A 17,030-nucleotide genomic window follows, 5' to 3' on the forward strand; every position below is an offset into this window, starting at 1 on the left:
ACGGACACTTGTCTGCCATATTTCGCGCCGTTGCGAGGCGAAGATCAAGGGTCGACCGGTCAACCCTTTGCCCACTTCCCCGTTCAGGGTCCTGACATGTTGCGCGCCCTGATCATCTCAATCGCCCTGTTCATCCTCCCGACTGTCGCCCAGGCGCAGTCGAGCGGGGCGTTCCGATCCGACCGGCTGGTCGTCACGGTCCGGGGCGAGGGACCCGATGTGATCCTGATCCCCGGCCTGGCCTCGACCAGCGACGTCTGGGCGCGGACAGCGAACCGGCTGGACGACCGCTACCGGGTTCACCTCGTCTCCATCCGGGGCTTCGGCAACGTCCCGGCCGGGGCGAACGTGGACGGGGCGCTGGTGGCGCCGGTGGCGGCGGAGCTGCGGCGCTACATCGCCTCGCAGGGCCTGCGACGGCCTGCGGTCATCGGTCATTCGATGGGCGGGCTGGTGGCGCTGAGGGCCGCCGCCGACGCGGGGCGGGACCGGCGCGGCGGCCAGGTCGGCCGGGTCATGGTGGTCGATGCGACGCCCTTTTTCCCCTCCCTGATCAGCCCGGGCGCGACGGTCGGAGATGTCGAACCCCTGGCCCAGATCGCCTATCAGGCCCTGCTGTTTCTCGGCGACGAGGCCTTGCGGACGCAGGGAACACTGCTGGGCGAACAGCTCGGCGGTGCGGCCGACAGCGTGTTCGGGACGCTCGGCTGGCAGGGCGGCGACCGTCAGGTTCTGGCCCAGGGCCTCTACGAGGTCATGACCACGGACCTGCGCAGTCGTTTGCCGGACATCGCGGCGCCGGTGACCGTCGTCTATGGCTGGAGCGCAGACGGGAACTCGCCGCGCGCCCATCTGGATGCCCTGTTCGCCGCCGGCTACCGCAACCTGCGAGCGCCCGCCCGGTTCGAACGGATCGAGGGCGCCGAACACATGGTCATGATCGACCAGCCGACGCGGTTCCTGGCGGCGGTGACGCGGTTTCTAGGCTAGCCACTCCGCCGTCGTCTCGCGCGCCAGCATTTCTTCATACGACGGCCGCGCCCTCACTACGGCCCAGCGGTCGCCGTCGACTAGCACCTCGGGGACCAGCGGGCGGGAGTTGTATTCGCTCGACATCACCGCCCCGTAGGCGCCGGCGCCGGTGAAGACGACGAGATCGCCGGCCTGCAGCGGGGCGAGCGAACGGCCGCGAGCGAAGGTGTCGCCGGTCTCACAGACGGGACCGACGATGTCATAGACGACTTCGGCGCCCTCGCGCGGGACCACGGGCTTCACCTCGTGGAAGGCGTCATACATGGCCGGGCGCATCAGGTCGTTCATGGCCGCGTCCAGCACCAGGAATTTTCGGCCGTCTGCCCGTTCGGTGACCTGGATGACCCGGGTCAGCAGGACCCCGGCATTGGCGGCCAGCAGGCGGCCGGGCTCGAACGCCGCCTCGACGTCCAGGCCGTCCAGCACTCGGGCGACCATGGCGGCATAGTCGGCGGGCGAGGCGGTTGTCGCTCCGCCGGTGTAGGGCACGCCAAGGCCGCCGCCGAGGTCGATGCGGGTCACCGGCAGCCCCTGCTGACGCAGGGTCTCGGTCAGTTTGCGCAACAGGCTGAAGGCGGCCTCCAGCGGCGCCAGGTCGGTGATCTGGCTGCCGATATGGCAGGCCAGCGCCACCGGGTTCAGGTGCGGGCTGGCGGCGGCGCGGGCGTAGAGGGCCATCGCCTCGTCGGCCGGGACACCGAACTTGTCGCCCTCTCCGCCCGTGGTGATCTTGGCATGACCGCCGGCGCCGATCTTCGGGTTCACCCGGATGGCGACGTCGGGCTTGGCGCCCTTCGCCTCGGCGATGGCGATGAGGCGGTCCAGTTCGGGCACGCTCTCGACATTGATCTGGCGCACCCCGACCTCGAGGGCGAAGGCCAGTTCGGCGTCGGTCTTGCCCACGCCCGAGAAGATGATGCGGTCGCCCGGGATGCCCGCCTTGAGCGCGCGCCGGATCTCTCCCTCCGACACCGTGTCGGCGCCGCAGCCGAGACGGGCCAGGGTCGCCAGTACTGACAGGTTGGAATTCGACTTGACCGCGAAGGCGATCAGACTGTCGCCCAGCACCGACGGATGGGCGTCCAGCGCCTCGCGCAACACCCGGTAATGCCGCGTCAGTGTGGCGCTCGAATAGACGTAGACCGGGGTGCCGACCTCGGTCGCCAGAATGGTCAGGTCGACGCCCTCGGCGTGGAGGGCGCCGTCCCTGAGTTCAAAGTGATCCAAGATCTATTGAGGCTCGCGACCGGCGGCGGTGCCGCCGATGGGGTTGGAGGGGCCGCCGTCGATCGGCTGCTGGCTGGACGGACGGTTGATCGTCGCCGGGTCGGGCAGGGCCGGGGCGCGGGCGTCGCGCGGCGCGCGCTCGGTCTGGCGCGGCGCCGGACTCTCCAGGTCGGCCATCCGGCCGCAGCCGGCGGCGGCGACAGCGAGAATGGCGAGGGCGCCGAGGGTGAGGACCTTGGTCATGACAGTCGGACTTTCCAATCGGCGATGCGCGCGCGGACCTGTTCCGGCGCGGTTCCCCCGAAACTCTGGCGGCTGGCGCAGGAAGCTTCAGGCGTGAGCACCTTGTAAACGGCTTCGGTGACGCCGGGATGCAGGCTCTGCAATTCGGCGAGCGGCAGTTGCGCCAGACCCACGCCCAGCTGTTCCGCCCGCTTCACCGCCGCGCCTGTAACATGGTGCGCCTGGCGGAACGGCAGGTCAGCCTCGCGCACGAGCCAGTCGGCCAGATCGGTGGCGGTGGAGAAGCCCCATCCGGCGGCCTCAGCCATCCGTTCCGTATTCGGACGGAAGGCGGAAACCATGGCCGTCATGGCGGTCAGGGCCAGGTCCAGGGCGTCCATGGCCTCGAACACCGGCGGCTTGTCCTCCTGCATGTCCTTGGAATAGGCGAGCGGCAGGCCCTTCATGACGGTCGACAGGGCGACGAACGATCCCATGATCCGGCCGGTCTTGGCGCGGACCAATTCGGCGGCGTCGGGGTTGCGCTTCTGCGGCATGATCGACGAGCCGGTGGTCAGGTCGTCGGGCAAGGAGACGAAACCGAACATTGGCGTCATCCAGATCACGATCTCCTCGGCCAGGCGCGACAGGTGGCCCGCGGTGATCGAGGCGGCGGCCAGGGTCTCCAGCGCGAAATCACGGTCCGAGACGGCGTCCAGCGAATTGCCCATCGGCCGGTCGAAGCCGAGCGCGGCCGCCGTCGCATGGCGGTCGATTGGGAAGGGCGAGCCGGCCAGGGCGGCGGCGCCGAGCGGGCTCTCGTTCATGCGCGCGCGGGCGTCGGAGAACCGGCCCGCGTCGCGACCGGCCATCTCGACATAGGCCATCAGGTGGTGGCCGAGCGTGACCGGCTGGGCCGTCTGCAGATGGGTGAAGCCGGGCATCAGGTCGCCGGCATGCTGTTCGGCGCGGGCCAGCAGGGCGCGCTGCAGGGCCTGAAGATGTTCCACCGACCGGTCGCAGGCGTCCCGAACCCACAGGCGGAAGTCGACGGCGACCTGATCGTTGCGGCTGCGGGCCGTGTGCAGACGGCCCGACGGCTCGCCGATCAACTCCGACAGCCGTGCCTCCACGTTCAGGTGGATGTCCTCGTATTCGTCGCGGAAGGGGAAGGTCCCGGCCTCGATCTCGGCCTGGATCGTGTCGAGCCCGCCGAGGATGGCCGCACCGTCCTGCGCCGTCACGATGCCCTGGTCGATCAGCATGCGGCAATGCGCCCGCGAGCCGCGCAGATCCTGTGCCCACAGGCGTTGGTCGACGCCGATGGAGACGTTGATCGCCTGCATGATGTCGGCGGGCTTGGCGGAAAAGCGTCCGCCCCATAGGGTCTGCCCGGCCGGGGCCGTACTGTGGGCCGGGTCTTTGGAGTTAGGCATGAGCGGCTCGAAAAGGGGCGTCTGGATCGTGGGAGCGTCGGCGCTGGCGGTCGTCGCCGGCGGAGCGGTCGGCACCCTATACGCCATGCACGCCGGTCCTTTCAAAGCCGAGGCGCCCGCGGTGGCCGAAAAGAGCGAACTGGCCCGGTTCGCGGTCGGCTCGCTAGCCGCTCTGGACACGCCCGCCGCCCTGGACGCTGCGCCCGACTATGTCTTCAAAACCCGCGACGGCGCCGACGTTCGTTTTGCCGATTTCCGGGGAAAGGTGGTTCTGGTCAATCTGTGGGCCATGTGGTGTGCCCCGTGCCGCACCGAGATGCCGACGATCGCGGCCCTGGCCTCAGCCTATCCGGACGGAGATCTGGTGGTGCTGCCGATCAATGTCGACACGGGCGCGGACCCGGTGGCCGACGCGAAGAGCTTCATCGACGTGCACTTGCCGCTGCCCTTCTACAGCGATCCGAAATTCCAATTGCCGTTCGAGTTTCCGGGCAAGGGCAAGATGCCCCAGACGATCCTGCTGGACCGTCAGGGGCGGATCCGCGCCGCCTTCGCCGGAGAAGCTGACTGGAACAGCTCTGAGGCGAAGGCCTTGATCGACGCGGTGCTGGCGGAGCCGCTGTCTTCCTAGGTCTCTGTCGCCCGTTGCTGACCGTTTACTGCGCCGGGGCCGGGACGCGCTGATCCGTCGCCGGGTTGACTGCGCCCGGGCGGCCCTCGGCGGCGGCCTCGGCCTGATTGGCTTCCAGACGATCGGCGACATTGCCGGCGCCGGTCTCCACGGCCTGGGCCGCCTTCATCGCACCGGACTCGATCACTTCACCGGCCTGGGCGGCGACGACGCCAGCCCTGTCGGCGGCCTCCGAGGCCGTGACCCCGGCGTTGTCCGCGGCGACCTCCGCCTTGGCTTCGGTTTTCTCCTGTTCAGCCTCGGTGCAGGCGACGACGCCCAGCGACAGTGCGGCAATGGCGGAGACAGCCAGAAGCGACGGAATGCGAATGGTCATGGGGGAGCCTTCGGACAGCGTTGAACCTTTGCCGTGAACGCCGGTCGCCATGATCGGTTGCGGCGGTGGTGCGGCGCAGACCCAGCGGCGCGGTTACGGCCATGCGGACCGGGGCCGGCGTTCATGTTGATTTCGCGCGCCCTGGTGATCTTCGCCATGGCCGGGCTTCTGGTCGGTCAGCCGATGGGCTGACGCTGGCGCAGGCGGCGCCAGGGGCTGCGGCTCTTCGGCGCAAGGGCAGACGCCGGGCTTGGCCGATTGGCGCTCCCGTTCCGCGGGCAGGGGCTTTGAGCAGGATTCCACTGCAGATAGTCAAGCCCTGACGGAACCTGACGGCGGCGCCCAAACCTTACAACGAAGTATGATTTCCGACATTGTGGGAACACGATTTCGACCTGTTCTGCCGCCGTGGCCGAACACGGAAAGATGGGATCCGGCATGATCAATCCTGTGCGAGCGGAACTGCTGGAATGGATCCAGGCCAGTATCGGCTGGGCCGTGCTGGCGGCCCGCGCCGCCAGGTCGGTCGCGCCGCCTGCTGCGATCTCGAACACCCCTGCCGCCCGGACGTCGGCGCAGACAATGCGCCTTCGCGCGACGATCACGATCGACATCGACGCCCATGACGCCGAAGACGCAGAACGCCAGTCGGAGGCCGTTCGCGGCCAGTTCGAGATGGTCAAGCGCGTCCACCCGACTGCGGCCCTCGCCTTCCAGCGTCGGAAACCCCGCTCCGGTCGTCGCCCACCGGCGCCGGCTCTGGTGGTCGCGCCCTATGCCGATGACTGAGACCGGCGGCCGGCGAAGAAACACGCTGCTGGCCGGACTGGTCTTGCTGAAGAAACTGGCGCCCGACATCACTCAGTCGGAGATTCTCGCCTTCCTCTATGTGGCCGAGAATCCAGGGGTACGGGTCAAGGAACTGGCCGCCCTGATGGAGACGACCGAGGCGACGGCGTCCCGCGCGTCGCGATCCTTGCTGGACGCCGGCGAACCCGGCGCGCGGGCACCGGGTCGCGGCTGGCTGCTGATGGCGTCGAACGGGCGCGAGGCGGTGTCGCGCCACCTCTATCTGACCGAGGCCGGGGTCGAGCTGGTCCAGCGTCTGGACGGCCTGATCGAGAGCGCCAGACCCATCGGCATCCGTGCGGCGCCGACCGACCTGAGGGTCCGCAGATAGGGGAAATGCGCTGGTGGCTGGAGGCGGGATCGAACCGCCGACCTGTGGGTTATGAATCCACCGCTCTAACCATCTGAGCTACCCAGCCCAGCGCATCGGTCGTCCTCAGGCCGGGGCCGGACGACGCGAGAGGCGTGCGTATATCGTCGCGGCCCCTCCGGTTCAAGTGAGTTGAACAGCCGGTGTGTTCTGCGACTTGCTGTAACGTGGAAGCCGGGGCAGGAACGGCGGAGCCTGTGCGCCGTTTCAGGGCGGTCGCGCCCCTGTCAGACCCGGAGTTCCCATGCGCCCGATCGTCCTCGCTGCCGCCTCGTCTCTACTCATGCTGGGCGCCGCCTGCGGGGCCAACGGCCAGACTGGACCGGCCGCCGCGCCCGGAGCGCCCGTCGAGACCCGCCCGGCCAATGGCGCCGACCAGACCCCCGCCTTCGCCGGCCAGACCCGCGCGCCGGGCGTCCAGACGCAGGGGACGCTGAGGCACGCCGTGGTGGCGTCTGGCCTCGTGCACCCCTGGGGCATGGCCCTGCTGCCCGACGGAGACTGGCTGGTGACCGAGCATCCGGGCCGCCTGCGGATTGTCAGCGCCCAGGGCCAGGTCGGGGCGCCGATCACGGGTCTGCCCGCTGTCGACGCGCGCGGTCAGGGCGGGCTGCTCGACGTGATCCTGTCGCCTGGCTTCGCCACCGACCGGACGATCTTCTGGAGCTATGCCGAACCGCGCGAGGGCGGCAACGCCACCTCGGTCGCGCGCGGCGTGCTGACGGAAGACGGCGTTTCCGTCGGAAATGTTCAGGTCATCTTCCGCGCCCTGCCGACCTATGACGGGGACAAGCATTTCGGCTCCTCGCTGGCCTTCGACCCGGCGGGCCATCTCTTCATCACCCTGGGCGAGCGGTCCGACGCGCCGATGCGGCCCCAGGCCCAGCAGCTCGACAGTCATATGGGCAAGGTCATCCGCATCAATGCGGACGGGTCGGTCCCGCAGGACAATCCTTTCGTCGGTCAGGCCGGCGCCCTGCCGGAGATCTGGTCGCTGGGGCACCGGAACGTGCAGGGCGTCGCGGTCCAGCCGGGCACGGGCGCGGTCTGGACCATCGAACACGGCACGCGCGGCGGCGACGAACTGAACCGGCCGCAGGCCGGCAGGAACTACGGCTGGCCCATCATCGCCTATGGCGTCGAATACCGCGGCGCCCCGATCAACGAGGGGATCACGGCGCGGGCCGGTCTTGAGCAGCCGGTCTATTACTGGGATCCGGTGATCGCGCCGGGCGGCCAGGCCTTCTATTCCGGCGCCATGTTTCCGGGCTGGGACGGGAACCTGCTGATCGCCGGTCTGGGCGGCAAGTCGCTCACCCGGCTGGTGCTGGACGGCGACCGCGTGGTCGGCGAGGAGCGGCTGCTGACCGGCCTCGGCGAGCGTATCCGCGACGTCGCCGTGGGGCCGGACGGCGCGGTCTGGGTCATCACCGACGAGGAAGACGGCAAGCTGGTGCGGCTGGCGACCGCGAGCTGATCCCTCTCCCGCAAGGGTCCCGCAAGGGTCCCGCAAGGGGAGAGGGAGTAGCAGTCAGCCTTTGGCCCAGACGCCGAACGGATCGGACCAGCTCAGGCCCATGGCTTCCGCGACCGCCGGATAGGTAATCTCGCCCTTGAGGACGTTGAGGCCGCGCGCCAGATGCGGGTCCTTCTTCAGCGCTTCCAGGCCGTGGTTGGCCAGGGCCAGGCCGAACGGAAGCGTGGCGTTGTTCAGGGCTTCCGAAGAGGTGCGCGGGGCGGCGCCCGGCATGTTGGCGACACAGTAGTGAACGACGCCGTCGACGACGTAGGTCGGATCCTCGTGGGTCGTGGCGTGGCTGGTCTCGAAACAGCCACCCTGGTCGATGGCGACGTCGACGAGGACGCTGCCCGGCTTCATCGACTTGAGGTGCGCCTTCTTGATCAGCTTGGGAGCCTCGGCGCCCGGCACCAGGACGGCGCCGATGACGACATCGGCCTTGACCACTTCTTCGTCGATCGCGCCGATCGAGGAGTAGCGGGTGATGACGCGGCCGTTGGTGACCTCGTCGATATAGGCCATGCGCGGGATCGAGCGTTCCAGCACCACGACCTCGGCGCCCAGGCCCATGGCCATGCGCGCGGCGTTGAGGCCGACGACCCCGCCGCCCAGGACCAGCACGCGGGCCGGAGCCACGCCCGGCACGCCGCAGAACAGCAGGCCCATGCCGCCGTTGTGCTTGAGCAGGGTCTCCGCGGCCGAGAAGACGGCGATGCGGCCGGCGACCTCGGACATCGGCGCCAGCAGCGGCAGGCCGCCGCGCGCGTCGGTGACGGTCTCATAGGCGATGGCCGCGCATTTCGAGGCCAGCAGGCCCCTGGTCTGTTCCGGATCGGGGGCGAGGTGCAGGTAGGTGTAGAGGATCTGGTCCTCGCGCAGCATCTCCCACTCGACCTTCTGCGGCTCCTTGACCTTCACGATCATGTCCGAGGTCGCGAAAATCGTGGCCGCGTCAGGGACCAGGGTCGCACCGGCCTTGACGAAGGCGTCGTCGGGGAAGCCGGCGCCGAGGCCTGCGCCCGTCTGGACCGTGACCGTATGGCCGTGGGCGATGTATTCCCGAACGGCCGTGGGGGTCAGGCCGACCCGGTGTTCGTTCTTCTTGATTTCCTTGGGAACGCCGACGCGCATCAGATCTCTCCGGTTCAGACGGGGCCCGCGAGGCCGGGGGCCGGTGGGGCGATGGCTCCATCTTCTAGCGACCCGCGCCGTGCAGGTTCCTGTTCTTTTCGGCAAGTGATCAGCGTAAAGCCGCAGAAACTTGCGCAGAGGGTAGACATGAAGGCCATTTCCGCTGTCGCGCTTGATGCGACCGACAGAAAGATGCTCCGTGCGCTGCAAGCGGACGGGCGGATGACCAACACGGATCTGGCCAAGGCGGTGGCCCTGTCCGAGAGCGCCTGCCTCCGTCGACTGCGCGCTCTGGAGGGGGCGGGAGTGATCAGTCGCTACGCCGCCATCATCAATGAGCGCGCCGTGGGCTTTCCGATCAGCGTCTTTGTCACCGTGACCCTGTCGTCCCAGGCCGAGAGCGCCCTGACCGCGTTCGAGACCGCGATCACGGGCGTGCCGGAGGTGGTGGAATGCTATCTGATGACCGGCGGATCAGACTATCTGCTGCGGCTGGTGGTGCGCGACGTCGACGATCTGGAGCGGGTCCACGCCAAGGCCCTGACCACCATACCCGGGGTGACGCGGGTGTCCTCCAGCGTGGCGATGCGGACGGTGGTCAAGCGCGGGGCGCTGCCGGTCTGAATACCCGGAACAAGGCGACGACCAGCCATGCCAGCGCAATCACCAGCACCAGATCGCTGGCCAGCTTGATCAGCCCGTAGAGTGTCACCGTCTCCACCGACCGCGTCGTCGCATCGGCCGCTAGCGCCGTCAGCCCGGCCGCGATCAGGAGCGCGACGGGCCACATCATGGGCTTCAGGCGACGGCTGAATTTCATTTCAGCGCCAGGGTGACCTGTTTGATGTCGACGTATTCCTCGATGCCGTGGGTCGAGCCTTCGCGGCCGTAGCCCGACTGTTTGACCCCGCCGAACGGGGCGACGGCGGTGGAGATCAGGCCGGTGTTGATCCCGATCATGCCTGCCTCGATGCGGCGGCCGATGCGCATGGCGCGGTCGAGGTCGCGGGTGAACAGGTAGGAGGCGAGGCCGAACTCGGAGTCGTTGGCCTTGCCCAGAGCTTCCTCTTCCGTGTCGAAGGGGAAGACAGGGATCAGGGGGCCGAAGGTCTCCTCGTGGCGGAACAGTTCGTCGTCGCCGCCGAGGGTCACCGTCGGCTGGAAGAAGCGGCCGCCAAGTTCGTGGCGCGCGCCGCCGGTCAGGACCTTGCCGCCCGAGGCCTGAACCCGCTTCAGGTGATCCTCGACCTTGGCGATGGCCTTATCCTCGATCAGGGGGCCGACCTTGACCCCGTCCTCGAAGGCCGGGCCGACGGGGATCTTCGAAACCGCCTCGGCGAGTTTCGTCGCATAGACCTCGGCGACCGAGGCCTGGACATAGACGCGGTTGGGGCAGACGCAGGTCTGCCCCGAGTTCCTGAACTTGCCCTTGATCGTCTCGGCCACGGCGAGATCGAGATCGGCGTCCTCGAACACGATCAGGGGGGCGGCGCCGCCCAGCTCCATCGACACCCGCTTGAGAGTCGGGGCGCACTGCTCGGCCAGCTTGCGACCGACGGGCGTCGAGCCGGTGAAGGACAGTTTGCGGATCAGGGGCGAGGCGGTCAGGACGCCGCCAATGGTCGCCGCGTCCCCGGTGATGACGCTGAGCGCGCCCTTGGGCAGGCCTGCCCTGTAGGCGAGTTCGGCCAGGGCGATCGCCGTGAAGGGGGTCTGGGACGCCGGCTTGACCACGGCGGTGCAGCCGGCGGCGAAGGCGGGGGCGAGCTTGCGCGTCAGCATGGCGGCCGGGAAGTTCCAAGGCGTGATCAGGGCGCAGGGGCCGACGGCCTCGCGGAAGGTCAGGATGACGTGGCCCAGCGGACTGTCCTGGGTCTCGCCAAGGAGACGCTCGGCCTCGCCCGCGAACCATTTGATGAAGCCGTTGGCGTAGGTCACCTCCCCTTTGGCCTCCTCGAACGGCTTGCCATTTTCAATGGCCATCAGGGCGCCGAGTCCCTCGGTGTTCTCTTCGATCAGCCGCGCCCATTCGCGCAGGAAGGCGGCGCGTTTGTGCGGATCCGAGCGCGACCAGTCGGGGAAGGCGTCGTGCGCCGCCTGGACGGCGCGCTCCGTCCCGGCGATTCCGAGGTCGGGGATATGGCCGATGATTTCACCGGTCGCGGGATCGTCGACGGCGATGCCGTTGGCGCCTGCGGGGATCGCCTCGCCGGCGATGAAGGCGTGCTCGCGCAGGAGCTTGAGGCCGGCATTGCGGGCGGCGGTGTTCATGAAATTAATCCTCGAACGTCTCCCTCCCCCGCGGGGGAGGGTGGTCGCGAAGCGACCGGGTGGGGAGGGCAAGGCAACGCGATCCGACGCATAGGTGCGGCGTTGCCTTGCCGTCCCCACCCGACTTCGCCTTCGGTTCAGCCACCCTCCCCGAGGGGGAGGGAGACGCCGCTATCTGATCTAACGCCTCAATCGCCAATCGTATGCAGGTCGCGGCCCTTCGTCTCCGGCAGGAACAGCAGGGCCACGACCGCCGCGACCGCCGTGAAGCCGACCGAATACCAGAGGCCGAAATAGATGTTCCCCGACCAGGCCACGAGCGCGAAGCTGGCGGCGGGCAGGAGGCCTCCGACCCAGCCGGTGCCGATGTTGTAGGGCAGGCTCATCGCCGTATAGCGGACCCGCGTCGGGAACAGCTCGACCAGGGCTGCGGCCTGGGGGCCGTAGACGGCGGTGGCCGCCACCATGAAGACCATCAGGATGGCGAAGACGGCGATCAGGTTTATGCCCGCCGGATCGGCCCTGGCTGGATAGCCGGCCTCGGTCAGGGCCGCCCTGACGCGGGTCTCGACATCGGTGCGGGCGGACTTCAGGGCGGCGGCGTCGAGGCCTGCGCCCTCGATCGAGGCGATCTCGACCGTGCCGACACGGACGGCGGCGAGCGAACCGGGCTCGGCGGCGAGATTGTCGTAGCTGACCCCTGCATTGGACAGCACGGTCTTGGCCAGGTCGCAGGATGAGGCGAAGGCGGTCTTGCCGACCGGATCGAACTGGACGGCGCAGGTCGCCGGGTCGGCGATGACAGTGACCGGGGCCGAGGACTGGGCCATGGCCAGGGCGGGGTTGGCCGCCTGCGTCAGGGCGTGGAAGCCGGGGAAGATGGCGATCAGGAACAGGGCCATGCCGCCGATCATCACAGGCTTGCGTCCCACCCGGTCCGACAGCCAGCCGAAGAAGACATAGAGGAAGGCTGAGGCCACCGTGATGGCCAGGATCATCATGTCGACCGTGGCGACCTCGACCTTCAACACCCGCTCCATGAAGAACCGGGTGTAGAAATAGCCCGCGTACCAGACGGCCCCTTGCGCGAACATGATGCCGGCCAGGGCGATCAGCACGAACTTGCCGACCTTCCAGGTCCCGAAGCTTTCGCGGAAGGGCGCCTGTCGTTCGGTGCTCTCGGCCACCATGCGCTTGAAGGCGGGGCTTTCGTTCAGCTTCAACCGGATCCACAGGCTGATCACGAGAAGGAAGAAGGACAGCAGGAAGGGGATGCGCCAGCCCCAGGCGTCGAAGGCCTCGGTCCCCAGGATCCAGCGGGTGATCAGGATGACGCTCAGCGCCATGATCAGGCCGATCGCGGCCGTGGTCTGGATCCAGCCTGTGAGGAAGCCGCGCTTCTTCGGCGGGGCGTGTTCGGCGACATAGATGGCGGCGCCGCCGTATTCGCCGCCGAGGGCGAAGCCCTGAAGGACCCTCATGAACAGTAACAGGATCGGCGCGGCGATGCCGATCTGGCCGTAGTCAGGCAACAGGCCGATGGCGACAGTGGCCACGCCCATCAGGGAGATGGTCACGAGGAAGGTGGTCTTGCGCCCCGTCTTGTCGCCAAACCAGCCGAACACCAGCGCGCCCAGCGGTCGCACGACGAAGCCCACGCCGAACGTCAGCAGGGCCAGGATGTAGGAGGTCGCCTCGCCGACGTCGGCGTAGAAATGGCGCGCGATGATGGTCGTCAGCGAGCCGAAGATGAAGAAGTCGTACCACTCGAACGCCGTGCCCGCGGCCGAGGCCGTCACGACGGTTTTCAGACCCGGTTCGCCCGTGTCCTGTTCGGTGGTCGTATCGGTCATCGCTTTCCCCGCCTGTGAGCCCGGGCGTCGTCTGCCGGACGCCTCGCGATCAGCCTAGCGGCGTCTCTCCCGGGGGCCAAGCGGACAAGCGAAGGCCCGCCCGACGGGGGACCGGCGGGCCTTCTTCATCCAGGCCGCGTCTCGAGAGACAGCGTCCCGAAAGAGGTCAGTTCTTGGCTTCTTCCGCGGCGCCGGTGACAGCCTGGCCGGCGGCCGAGGTGTCGCGGCCGACACCCGAGATGGTGTTGCAGGCGGCGGTGGTCAGGGCGGCGGCGGCGGCGATCAGTACGAAAAGCTTGCGCATGAGGAACTCCTGAAATCTCGAGGCGGAGAGGGATCTCGCCGTGTGAGATCTCAACGCGAGGTGCGGCTGAGGGTTCCGGGCGTGACCGTGGCGTCGCTGGGCTTGAGGTCGTCGGGGTTGGTGGGGCCCACAGCCTCGGGTGTGGCGAAGACCATACGCGCGATCGTGCCGCCGCCGGGGGCGGGCAGAAGCTCGGCCTCGCCGCGCAGCTGTTTGGCGAAGGCGCCCATCAGGGTGCGACCAACCCCGCCGCGGCCCGCCTCGCTGGCAGAGCCGGGACCGTCGTCCTGAACCTCCAGCGTACTGGTGTCGCCAAGGACGCGGAAGCGGACCTGAAGCGCCCCGCCGCGACCGGCGAAGGCGTGCTTCTGGGCATTGGTGATGGCCTCGACCAGCCACAGGGCCAGCGGCGCGAGCTTGTCGGGATCGACCACCAGACTGTCGGCGTCGATCGAACTGGTGACGGTGTGGCCGCGTCCGGACTCCGAGGCCACAAGCTGACCCACCAGCTCGGTCATGAACTCGCGCGCGTCGGCGTGGCGGATGTCGTCGGACTGGTAGAGGGTGCGATAGATCAGGGCGAGGGCCGAGATGCGCTGGCGGGTGTCGCCCAGCGCCGCCCTGGCCGGTTCGTCCTTCAGGGCCCGCTGCTGCATCGACAGCAGGGACGAGATGATCTGCAGGTTGTTCTTCACCCGGTGATGGATCTCCCGCATCAGCGCGTCCTTCTCCGACAGGCTTTCGTGCAGGGAGCGGTCGCGGGTGGCGATGGCCTCGGCCAGTTCGTCGAGCGTCTGGGCCAGCCGGCGGATCTCGGCGGGCGCCTGGGCCGCCTGGACCGGACGGACGGAATAGCGGCCTCGCGCATAGAGGGCGGCGATCCGCTCCAGATAGTTCAGCCAGCGCACCACGATCCGCTCGGACACCAGCATGACGGCCCCGAAGGCCGTGACCCAGGCGGCGAGCGGCAGGATCAGCACGCCGATCGGGTTCAGTCGGGCCCAGGACAGGAGACCCGGCGAGGGGGCGGAGATGACCACATAGACATCGCGGCCGGCCAGGGCCGCCCCGGCATAGTCGCGATGCTCCCCGGTGGCGTCGTCGGCTTCGAACACCGCGGACTGGTCTTCGCGGGCGCGTTCGACCCAGCCGAGCAGGCCGGGGCCCTCATTGAAGGTGAAGGCGCGGATGTCGGTAGAGACCAGGACGCGGCCCTCGGCGTCGGTCAGGGCGGCCTGGGCGTCGTCCGGCAGGGACGGGTCGGCGATGTCGGGCTGCAACACCGACAGGGGCAGGACCGCAGCCATGGCTCCGGCGAAGACGCCGCGCGGTCGTTCCCAACGCACCCCGACCACCAGCGCCGGTGTACTGCTAAGGTCCGACGAGGCGCGAGCCAGAGTCACTTCCTCGCCCTGCCGCAGCCGCTGGAACCAGGGGCCGTCGGTGAAGGAAACCTCCTCGCCGACGATGGGCGTCGGCCTGGAGTCGCAGACCGGTTGTCCGCCCATGCCGATGCGATAGAGGGCGTCGTAACCGTCGAGCCGCTGGACCAGCGCCGCAAGACGCGGGCCGCAGTCCGGTCCGCTCGCCTCCGGGGCCAGGGCGCTCAGGAGGACGCTCGCCGAATCCAGCCGGGACTTGGCGGCCTGGGCGGTCCGTTCGGCGGCGAACTGCAGGTCGCCGCGGCGATCCTCGGCCTGTCGACGGAACTCGACCTGGGCCTGGAAGGCGCCCAGCAGGAGGATGGGCATGAGGGCGATGGCCATGGCCAGGCCCAGTCGGAAGCGGATGCCCTGGACGTGAATCCTCCGGCCTCCGGACGCGCCCGCGCGTTGCGCCCAGAACCGACTGAAGGAAGAGGCCATGCGCCGGGCGATACGACCCCGCGCGGGCCTGGGAGAATCCACGATCAGCCCTGCCGCGCGCCGCTCAGACGGTCGGCGTCGGCAAGAATGGAGCGCATGGCGTCGCCGGCCGCACGGCCGTCACGGCCATAGCCGCCGCGCTCCAGGGTCGCCGCCAGAGCCTTGCGGGCGCGGCTGACACGGCTCTTCACCGTGCCGACGGCGCACTGGCAGATCTCGGCCGCCTCTTCATAGGCGAAGCCGCCCGCGCCGACGAGAATCAGGGCTTCGCGCTGTTCCTCCGGCAGGGTGTTCAGGGCCTGACGCAGTTCGTCCAGGGCGACCGGCGCTTCGGGATCATCGACAGCGACCAGGGTCCGTTCGGCGGCTTCCTGATCCAGTTGGGACGAACGCCACGAGCGACGCTTCTCCGAATAGAACTGGTTGCGCAGGATCATGAAGGTCCAGGCCTTCATATTGGTGCCCATCTGATAGGAGGCGCGGGCGTCCCAGGCCTTCATCATGGCGTCCTGCGCCAGGTCGTCGGCGGCGGTCGGGTCGCCCGTCAGGGTGCGGGCGAAGGCGCGCAGGTGCGGGATCAGCTGGACTAGTTCGCGCTTGAACCCCTCGTCGTCGGCGGAGGGAGGCTTGGGCGCGGTCGAACGGCCTGAGACGCTCACGCCTTGTTCTCGTCGGAAGCGCGCTGGTCGGCGCGGCGCAGGATTTCCAGGAATTCGTCGGGGACAGGCTCGTTGACGACCTCGTCGAACAGGTGGCGCAGCTTCACGCCGATGGCCTGCTGACGCAGTCGCGCTTCCTCAAGCGGCGGCTCGCCGCCTGCAGGCCGGGCATTGGCGGGTTTTCGCCCGGAGTCCGATGAATCGATCATGTATGTCTGCGCCGCCAATCGTTGAAACTCATCCGCGAGTATGCGCCGGCTCCGCGCGCCGGGCTTCTTGTTCAGGCCGTCAACGTCGCTCGCGCACGCCAGTTCCGTTGGCCGCGCATTTTATGGTGAAGCTAAATCAGACCCGTTGGAACCGTGACGGTAGTGATACGTTCCGTTCGCCACGCGTGCCGCGTTTAACGGGCGCATCGTCGATTTGTCGGGGAATACCTAAATGAGCCTTCTGGCCAGACTTGCGCCGCACCTGCCCTACGTCCGTCGTTACGCGCGGGCCCTCACCGGGGATCAGGCGACGGGCGACAACTATGTGCGCGTGGCGCTGGAAGCCCTCGCCGCCGGCGAGCGCCAGCTTTCGCCCGACATGACGCCGCGCGTGGCTCTGTATCATGTGTTCCACACCATCTGGTCCACGACCGGCGCCCAGCTGGAAGACACCAGCGGCATTGAAGGGCTGACCGATGCGTCCAGCCGACTGATGCGGATCGCTCCGCGTTCGCGTCAGGCCTTCCTGCTGACCGCGCTCGAAGGCTTCACCCCGTCCGAAGCGGCGCAGATCCTGTCGGCCGACGCCCATTCGGTCGAGCGGCTGATCGGCGACGCCCAGGCCGAGATCGACGCTGAACTGGCCACTGACGTCCTGATCATCGAGGACGAGGCCATCATCGCCGCCGACATCGAGAGCCTGGTTCGCGAACTGGGTCACAATGTCACCGGCACGGCCACGACGCATGACGAGGCCGTCGATGCGGTCGCCCGCCATCGTCCAGGCCTCGTCCTGGCCGACATCCAGCTGGCAGACGGTTCGTCGGGCATCGACGCGGTCAAGGATATCCTCAAGAAGTTCGACGTGCCGGTGATCTTCATCACCGCCTTCCCCGAGCGTCTGCTGACTGGAGAGCGGCCGGAACCGACGTTCCTGATCACCAAGCCCTTCCAGCCGGAAACGGTGAAGGCGGCGATCAGCCAGGCCCTCTTCTTCCACCCGAGCCGCCAGAAGGAAGTCGCCTGATCCCAGGCGCCTTCCCGGCAATGAAAAGCCCCGCCGGATCGTTCCGGCG

The 17,030-nt window shown here is 68.5% G+C and carries 19 protein-coding genes and 1 tRNA gene; 7 read left to right on the forward strand and 13 right to left on the reverse strand.

The annotated features are described in order from the left end of the window. Window positions 1–96 precede the first annotated feature (96 nt). Window positions 97–990, forward strand: a complete 894-nt coding sequence (locus tag ACP7AZ_RS08145) for an alpha/beta fold hydrolase (protein ID WP_426037854.1) — start codon at window positions 97–99, stop codon at window positions 988–990. On the opposite strand, the gene lysA is transcribed toward ACP7AZ_RS08145, so the two are convergent. Genes lysA through argH form a run of 3 tightly spaced genes read right to left on the reverse strand, consistent with a single transcriptional unit; the run spans window position 982 to window position 3,917 of the window. After that, on the reverse strand, window positions 982–2,259 hold the full coding sequence (gene lysA, locus ACP7AZ_RS08150) for a diaminopimelate decarboxylase (RefSeq protein WP_426037856.1): 1,278 nt from the start codon (window positions 2,257–2,259) through the stop codon (window positions 982–984). The genes ACP7AZ_RS08145 and lysA overlap by 9 nt on opposite strands. Before the next feature lie 3 nt (window positions 2,260–2,262). Then, window positions 2,263–2,502, reverse strand: coding sequence for a hypothetical protein (locus ACP7AZ_RS08155; protein WP_426037858.1), 240 nt, complete (start codon window positions 2,500–2,502; stop codon window positions 2,263–2,265). Beyond that, window positions 2,499–3,917: an argininosuccinate lyase gene (argH, locus tag ACP7AZ_RS08160; RefSeq protein WP_426037860.1), complete on the reverse strand. Its 1,419-nt coding sequence runs from the start codon at window positions 3,915–3,917 to the stop codon at window positions 2,499–2,501. The genes ACP7AZ_RS08155 and argH overlap by 4 nt, the downstream gene beginning before the upstream one ends. On the opposite strand from argH, the gene ACP7AZ_RS08165 reads away from it, so the two are divergent. Further along, window positions 3,916–4,548 carry a TlpA family protein disulfide reductase gene (locus tag ACP7AZ_RS08165; RefSeq protein WP_426037862.1) on the forward strand — a complete coding sequence of 211 codons (633 nt, stop codon included), beginning with the start codon at window positions 3,916–3,918 and terminating at the stop codon, window positions 4,546–4,548. The genes argH and ACP7AZ_RS08165 overlap by 2 nt on opposite strands. Window positions 4,549–4,573: 25 nt before the next feature. On the opposite strand, the gene ACP7AZ_RS08170 is transcribed toward ACP7AZ_RS08165, so the two are convergent. Next, window positions 4,574–4,924: a hypothetical protein gene (locus ACP7AZ_RS08170; protein WP_426037864.1), complete on the reverse strand. Its 351-nt coding sequence runs from the start codon at window positions 4,922–4,924 to the stop codon at window positions 4,574–4,576. A 438-nt stretch (window positions 4,925–5,362) separates the two neighbouring features. On the opposite strand from ACP7AZ_RS08170, the gene ACP7AZ_RS08175 reads away from it, so the two are divergent. Together ACP7AZ_RS08175 and ACP7AZ_RS08180 are read left to right on the forward strand one after the other, a co-directional pair. After that, the gene (locus ACP7AZ_RS08175) at window positions 5,363–5,713 is read left to right on the forward strand and encodes a hypothetical protein (RefSeq protein ID WP_426037866.1); all 351 of its coding nucleotides are present in this window, start codon (window positions 5,363–5,365) and stop codon (window positions 5,711–5,713) included. Continuing rightward, entirely contained in the window at window positions 5,700–6,104 is a 405-nt protein-coding gene (locus ACP7AZ_RS08180) for a MarR family transcriptional regulator (RefSeq protein ID WP_426037868.1), read from the forward strand. The genes ACP7AZ_RS08175 and ACP7AZ_RS08180 overlap by 14 nt, the downstream gene beginning before the upstream one ends. An 11-nt stretch (window positions 6,105–6,115) precedes the next feature. Here the strand turns inward: ACP7AZ_RS08180 and ACP7AZ_RS08185 are convergent. Further along, a tRNA-Met gene (locus ACP7AZ_RS08185) sits at window positions 6,116–6,192 on the reverse strand. Between the two features lie 195 nt (window positions 6,193–6,387). Between ACP7AZ_RS08185 and ACP7AZ_RS08190 the strand changes: the two genes are divergently transcribed. Then, on the forward strand, window positions 6,388–7,620 hold the full coding sequence (locus ACP7AZ_RS08190) for a PQQ-dependent sugar dehydrogenase (RefSeq protein ID WP_426037870.1): 1,233 nt from the start codon (window positions 6,388–6,390) through the stop codon (window positions 7,618–7,620). A gap of 54 nt (window positions 7,621–7,674) precedes the next feature. Here ACP7AZ_RS08190 and ald read toward each other — a convergent pair whose 3' ends face one another. Continuing rightward, on the reverse strand, window positions 7,675–8,793 hold the full coding sequence (gene ald, locus ACP7AZ_RS08195) for an alanine dehydrogenase (protein WP_426037872.1): 1,119 nt from the start codon (window positions 8,791–8,793) through the stop codon (window positions 7,675–7,677). A 147-nt stretch (window positions 8,794–8,940) separates the two neighbouring features. Here ald and ACP7AZ_RS08200 point away from each other — a divergent pair, with 147 nt between their 5' ends. Further along, window positions 8,941–9,417, forward strand: a complete 477-nt coding sequence (locus ACP7AZ_RS08200) for an Lrp/AsnC family transcriptional regulator (RefSeq protein WP_426037874.1) — start codon at window positions 8,941–8,943, stop codon at window positions 9,415–9,417. Here the strand turns inward: ACP7AZ_RS08200 and ACP7AZ_RS08205 are convergent. From ACP7AZ_RS08205 to ACP7AZ_RS08235, 7 genes are all read right to left on the reverse strand, one after another. Then, window positions 9,392–9,613, reverse strand: coding sequence for a hypothetical protein (locus tag ACP7AZ_RS08205; protein WP_426037876.1), 222 nt, complete (start codon window positions 9,611–9,613; stop codon window positions 9,392–9,394). The genes ACP7AZ_RS08200 and ACP7AZ_RS08205 overlap by 26 nt on opposite strands. Then, on the reverse strand, window positions 9,610–11,064 hold the full coding sequence (locus ACP7AZ_RS08210; RefSeq protein ID WP_426037878.1) for an NAD-dependent succinate-semialdehyde dehydrogenase: 1,455 nt from the start codon (window positions 11,062–11,064) through the stop codon (window positions 9,610–9,612). Before ACP7AZ_RS08210 ends, ACP7AZ_RS08205 begins: the two co-directional genes overlap by 4 nt. 188 nt (window positions 11,065–11,252) lie before the next feature. Further along, on the reverse strand, window positions 11,253–12,917 hold the full coding sequence (locus ACP7AZ_RS08215) for an MFS transporter (protein ID WP_426037880.1): 1,665 nt from the start codon (window positions 12,915–12,917) through the stop codon (window positions 11,253–11,255). Window positions 12,918–13,083: 166 nt separating this feature from the next. After that, the gene (locus tag ACP7AZ_RS08220; protein ID WP_426037882.1) at window positions 13,084–13,221 is read right to left on the reverse strand and encodes an entericidin A/B family lipoprotein; all 138 of its coding nucleotides are present in this window, start codon (window positions 13,219–13,221) and stop codon (window positions 13,084–13,086) included. A gap of 50 nt (window positions 13,222–13,271) precedes the next feature. Further along, entirely contained in the window at window positions 13,272–14,987 is a 1,716-nt protein-coding gene (locus ACP7AZ_RS08225) for a sensor histidine kinase (RefSeq protein ID WP_426037884.1), read from the reverse strand. 143 nt (window positions 14,988–15,130) lie between these two features. Then, entirely contained in the window at window positions 15,131–15,745 is a 615-nt protein-coding gene (locus ACP7AZ_RS08230) for a sigma-70 family RNA polymerase sigma factor (RefSeq protein ID WP_425991074.1), read from the reverse strand. Then, entirely contained in the window at window positions 15,742–15,954 is a 213-nt protein-coding gene (locus tag ACP7AZ_RS08235) for a NepR family anti-sigma factor (protein ID WP_426037886.1), read from the reverse strand. The genes ACP7AZ_RS08230 and ACP7AZ_RS08235 overlap by 4 nt, the downstream gene beginning before the upstream one ends. Window positions 15,955–16,186: 232 nt before the next feature. Here ACP7AZ_RS08235 and ACP7AZ_RS08240 point away from each other — a divergent pair, with 232 nt between their 5' ends. Continuing rightward, window positions 16,187–16,981, forward strand: coding sequence for a response regulator (locus tag ACP7AZ_RS08240; RefSeq protein ID WP_426037888.1), 795 nt, complete (start codon window positions 16,187–16,189; stop codon window positions 16,979–16,981). Window positions 16,982–17,030: the final 49 nt, after the last annotated feature.

The organism is Brevundimonas sp. DC300-4, assembly GCF_049897365.1.
Taxonomy (GTDB): Bacteria; Pseudomonadota; Alphaproteobacteria; order Caulobacterales; family Caulobacteraceae; genus Brevundimonas.